Annotated in this window: 2 protein-coding genes and 1 pseudogene; all 3 read left to right on the top strand. The window is 60.6% G+C overall.

From position 1 onward, the window contains the following. Window positions 1-91: 91 nt before the first annotated feature. The 3 genes and pseudogenes from M2360_RS26835 to M2360_RS26755 all read left to right on the top strand — a co-directional run bounded on the left by M2360_RS26835 (window position 92) and on the right by M2360_RS26755 (window position 3233). A pseudogene (locus M2360_RS26835) lies at window positions 92-1300 on the top strand (tyrosine-type recombinase/integrase). Then, a complete protein-coding gene (locus tag M2360_RS26760) occupies window positions 1294-2211 on the top strand; it encodes a tyrosine-type recombinase/integrase (RefSeq protein WP_280778437.1) in 918 nt (305 codons plus the stop codon). Before M2360_RS26835 ends, M2360_RS26760 begins: the two are co-directional and overlap by 7 nt. Then, window positions 2208-3233, top strand: a complete 1026-nt coding sequence (locus M2360_RS26755; protein ID WP_280778436.1) for a tyrosine-type recombinase/integrase — start codon at window positions 2208-2210, stop codon at window positions 3231-3233. The genes M2360_RS26760 and M2360_RS26755 overlap by 4 nt, the downstream gene beginning before the upstream one ends. The last annotated feature ends 88 nt before the right edge of the window (window positions 3234-3321 follow it).

The following is a 3321-nucleotide window of genomic DNA, read 5'->3' as shown; positions in this document are numbered from 1 at the left end:
TTGCCCGCCGACGCTGGAATGGCTTCGAAACCTTCGATTTGTTCGACGCGCCGGACTCCTCCGGCACCAACGATCAAATCGAGGAAACAGAATGACAAAGCGAAAGTACAGACATCGCCGCAGTGTCGATGTTCGGATCAACTGGCTACAGCCGCATGTCGACGGATTCAAGCACTGGCTTGGCCGGCGGAATTATTCGGCCGCAACAATCGTGGAGGTGGTGCGCCTGCTGGCACTGTGGGGTGATTGGGTGCGTGCCGCCGGCTTCGGTGTCGAAACACTTGCCGTCGGTTTGAACGCATCTGCATCAGTGTTCAAAGGTAGCAAGACTGCCCGTGCGCCACAGGGTGCTGCCGCACTGTTCGTCGCGTATCTGTGCGAGTGCGACGTTCTGCTGCAAGAGCGGGCCTCGTCACTGGAGGAGGCTTGGCCGGCGCTGGCCACCTTCGGTCGCTGGATGCGGGAGCAACGCGGCATCAAGGACTCGACGCTCAACACTTACCAGCCGGTATTGGTCGACCTATTTATATCGCTCGGCACAGATCCTGTGGCTTATACGGCCGCCTCGATCCGGGACTTCGTACTTGAGCGAGCGAAGCCGCACGGACGTTGGCGCGCGCGGGGCATCGCCGTCGCCACGCGCGCCTACCTCAAGTATCTCGTCGCGATGGGGCAATGCCCTGTCGGGCGGGAACATGCGGTTCCGAGCTTTGCGAACTGGCAACTGGCGACGACGCCGCGCTTTCTTAGTCAAAGTGACATTGACCGCCTTCTTGCCACTTGTGACGGCGAGAGCCGCTTACGCGACCGCGCTATCATGCTGCTTCTGGCTCGGTTGGGCCTCAGGGCGAGCGAAGTCGCTAATCTCACTTTCGCTGATATCGATTGGAAGAATGGCTGAATAACGCTTGTCGGAAAGGTCCGGCGCGAGGAATGGCTGCCGCTGCCTCAGGACGTTGGCGAGGCCATGTTAGCTTATATCGAGCGGGCAAGGCCGCGCATTGCGACGACCCGGGTGTTGCTGACGGATATCGCGCCGATCAGGCCGGTGAGCCGCATTGCCGTAAGATGTATCGTGCGTCGTGCGCTCGACAGAGCTGGAATTGAAAGCATCCATCGCGGCGCGCATGTGCTGCGGCACTCAGCGGCGACCGCAATGCTGCGGAGTGGCGCAAGCCTTGCCGGCGTCGGGGCGGTATTGCGTCACCGTTCTCCATCGACGACGGCGCTTTACGCCAAAGTAGACATCGGCCTCTTGTCCGAAATTGCGCAGCCATGGGGCGGGAGGCTGCCATGCTGAGCGCCGACGTCAACCGCTATATCAGTCTGCGCCGCGCGCTAGGTTACAAACTTGTCCGGGCCGAACGGCATCTCCTTGCGTTCGCGCGCTTTGCAGCGGATCACGACGAGAGCCACATTCGCACGGCAACAGCTCTGGCTTGGTTGCCCGTGGCAGCCAAAAGCCCAAACGCCATGGCGCATCGACTGACGGCCTTGATCATCTTTGCCCGCTTCATGCAGGCGGAGGATCCTCGTCACGAGATACCGCCCGCAGATATCAAGCGGACCACCAATCGACCGGTTCCCTACATCTACACTGCGGACGAGATCGCCCGGCTTCTCGATGCGGCCGGCAATCTGAGGCACCAAAGGCCCAATCCGCTGCGTCGCAAGCTTTATGTCATGCTTTTTGGTTTGATCGCATCCACTGGACTGCGCGTCTCCGAGGCTCTTGCGCTCAGGCTCGATGACATTCTTCATGACGGCGTGTTGCATATTCGCGAAACCAAGTTCCGCAAGAGCCGGCTGGTGCCGCTGCACGCGACCGTTATGGAAGCGCTCCAACGCTATCTTGAGGCTCGGCGCCAACACGCAGGCGAAAGTGATTGGCTCTTCCCATCTGTCGAGCACCGACAGCTGTACCCGACGACGGTGAACTATACATTCCGCTGCATCTTACGACGAGCAGGCATCGCGCCGGAGCGAAATCAGCAGCCACGCATCCATGATCTTCGTCATACTTTCGCAACCCGCGTTCTGGAACAATGCGGCGCCGAGCGCGGCGAAGTTGCCCGGCACTTCGTCGCTCTGTCGACGTACCTTGGCCATGTCAGTATCCACAATACATACTGGTATCTCCAGGCGACGCCGCAAATGATGACCGACATTGCCGCGGCGGCAGAAACTTTGGTCGGGGAGAACGCCGCATGACGGAGCTCGCCCCTCTCATCACTGGCTTCCTGCGAGACTATATGCCCCAACAACGAGGTTATAGCCCGCAAAGCTGTGAGACATACGCGTTCAGCTTCAAGCTGCTGTTCAACTTCGCAGCAAGCCGGCTGGGCACTCGCCCGTCGCTGCTTGCCATCGAAGACCTCGACGCGCCTATGATCGTGGCCTTCCTCGCGCACATTGAACAGGATCGCGGCAATAGCGCGTCCACTCGCAATGTGCGGCTCGCCGCCATCAAGGCGTTCATGCGCTACCTCGAGCACAAGGTGCCCTCCGCACTGGAGCAGATCGGCCGGGTACATGCGATTCCAACCAAGCGCCATGACCAGAAGCTCATCCGTCATCTGACGATGGAAGAGATCCGCGCAATTCTCAACGCGCCCGACTTGGCAACGAGATCTGGCATCCGTGATCGGGCGATGATGCATCTCTGCTTCGCCGGAGGCTTGCGGGTCTCCGAACTTGTCGGCGTTCGGACGGAAAACCTATCGCTTCGACAAGGCGCAAGCCTGACGGTTCTAGGAAAAGGCCGCAAAGAACGCTGCCTACCGCTCTGGAAGGATACTGCGAGGGACCTTCGTGCCTGGCTGAGCGTCCGGGGCGCAGTCCGCGTGCCGGAGCTCTTCGTCAATGCTCAGGGCTATCCGATGACCCGCGCCGGCTTCGAGTATGTGCTCAACAAGCATGTCGGCAAGGCAGCCGAGCGCTGCGCATCGCTTCGCGACCGTCGCGTCTCACCTCATCAGCTTCGGCACGGCTGCGCAGTCGTCATGCTGCAGGCAACCCGCGACATCCGCAAGGTCGCCCTGTGGCTCGGCCACGCCGATATCCGCACGACAGAGGTCTACCTCCGCATGGACCCGTCCGATAAGTTGGAAGCGGTCGAGGCGGTAATCCCCCCTGAACTGAGGCGTGGCCGGTTCAAGGCACCAGATGCCCTGATCGCATCCTTGCTCTCGGACTTGGCAGTACCCCCGCATTCAAAACGGGTGCACCCCTGAGCGGAGCTCCATATCGCTACAGCCTGTTCCGGTTCATTTGATATCGCGCTCGACATGGCCGTTGTGCCTTGTCGGGTGCAGCCTGTCT

The organism is Rhizobium sp. SG_E_25_P2 (assembly GCF_029892285.1).
GTDB lineage: Bacteria > Pseudomonadota > Alphaproteobacteria > Rhizobiales > Rhizobiaceae > Rhizobium_E.
This window is presented reverse-complemented; position numbering and strand designations above follow the sequence as displayed.